Source organism: Arthrobacter sp. FW306-1B-G06A, from assembly GCF_058781765.1.
In genome coordinates this window covers 1-1,851 of the sequence record NZ_JBYSXB010000087.1, presented here as the reverse complement: position 1 = coordinate 1,851, position 1,851 = coordinate 1, and the positions used below count along the sequence as shown (strand labels likewise).

The window sequence follows — 1,851 nt, the reverse complement described above, 5'->3', positions numbered from 1 at the left end:
GGGCTGATATGAGTTGAGTTAGTCCTTCACAAACACCTCCGGAGATGTCAGGACGGGTTGTATCAGATTCCCTGTGGAGGGCCTGTGGTTGATCTGAGTGGTCCTCCCGACACCTGGAGGTGTTTGTTATGTCTGTTCAGGCTGTGGTTGCTACTGATTTGCCTGTTGTGGTGGCTGTCGATGTTGGTAAGACAGTGGTGGCGCTGTCAGTGACCGATGCCGGTCGGCACCGTCTGTTGGGTCCGGTGAACTTCGAAATGACCGGACGCGGTGTGGAGGGTGTCCTCGCGCTGATCCGCAGAAGACTGGCAGGGGCCGACGTGCCGGTGCGGGTCGGCATCGAGGCCGCCGGGCATTACCACCGGCCCTTGCTGGTGCCGTCCGTGTGGCCCGCGGACTGGCAGGTGCTGGAGCTTAACCCCGCGCAGGTAGCAGAACAACGGCGGGTGCAGGGACGCCGCCGGGTCAAGACCGATGCCCTGGATCTGGAGGCGATCACGGAGCTGGTGCTGGCCGGCCGTGGCATTCCCGTCGCTGGTGGTGAGGCCGTGATCGGAGAGCTTGGCGCCTGGGCGGCGCACCGGACACGCAGGATCCAGGCACGGACCGCGACGAAGAACCAGCTGCTGGGCCAGTTGGACCGGGCTTTCCCGGGCCTGACGCTGGTTTTGCCGGATGTGCTGGGCACCAAAGTGGGGCGCCTTGTCGCGGCTGAATTCACCGACCCCAAAAGGCTCGCGAAACTGGGCGCGGGCCGGTTCGTCCGGTTCGCGGCCGCCCGCGGGCTCCAGGTGCGCCGGCCGCTGGCGGAACGGCTGGTTCAGGCCGCCCGCGACGCTCTAACCACTGAGGACGCGGCGGTGGCCAGGGAGGTTCTTGTCGCTGATCTGGCTTTGTTGGCGGAGCTCAGCGCGCAGATCGACGCGGCCGAGGCAGAGTTCGCGCGGCTGCTGCCGATGAGCCCGTTCGCAACTCTCACCACGACCCCGGGCTGGGGCGTGGTCCGCGCCGGGAACTACGGCGGGGCGCTGGGCGATCCGCACCGTTGGCCCGGGCCCGCGCAGATCTACCGGGCCTCGGGGCTGTCACCGGCCCAGTATGAGTCGGCAGGCAAACGGCGCGACGGTTCGATCAGCCGCGAGGGCAGTGTTGCACTCCGCCGGGCCTTGATCGATCTCGGCATGGGACTCTGGTTCAACGACCCGCCCAGCCGGGTCCGCGCGGCCACCCTCAAGGAACGGGGCAAACATGGCGGGGTCATCGCGTGCGCGATGGCCCATCGCGCCAACCGGATCGCCTATGCACTCGTGCGTGACCATGCAGCCTACGACCCGGCGAGGTGGGCCTGAGCGACCGGTCGTGGGATTCCCGGATAGCTGCCCGCCGCCCGCGGCGTACCGAAGCGGTCAACGTGGAGCGCCCGCAGCGCAGCGAGGACGAACGACGTTGACGGCGAGGAGCCGGGGTGCAAGATCAAGGCACCCGGGAAGCCCGTACCGCCAAGGAGGTGCTTCCCCCGCTTACCCTTCACAACGCAGTCCCATGGTGGGACGCTGGAACCGACGGAGGGCCGGATCAGACGCCGTCAGGGCTATGGCGGACGCTCACGCGCTACGCCGTGTCTAGCTTGGCGCCCGGCCCTTCGCCCCTGCTGCAGCCCGAACAACGCCAGATGACCCGGCGCATGCCGCCGAGGTCGCATACGTCAGCATGGGCGCACCACCGGGGCAAAGGTCGCCCCAGACAACCACCCGCCCCCGTGACTGCCAACCACCAAGCTCCGCAGCAACTGCTGCAGAGCCGCCAAATCATGCCCGGAAACGCAGGATTGACAATCCTATAGCCAGCTAG

1 protein-coding gene is annotated in these 1,851 nt (G+C 67.3%); it reads left to right on the top strand.

Features of this window, described 5'->3' with window-relative positions:
* Positions 1-128: 128 nt before the first annotated feature.
* Complete coding sequence (locus AC3WJM_RS22985) at positions 129-1,349, top strand: IS110 family RNA-guided transposase (RefSeq protein ID WP_492273055.1); 1,221 nt, start codon at positions 129-131, stop codon at positions 1,347-1,349.
* Positions 1,350-1,851: the final 502 nt, after the last annotated feature.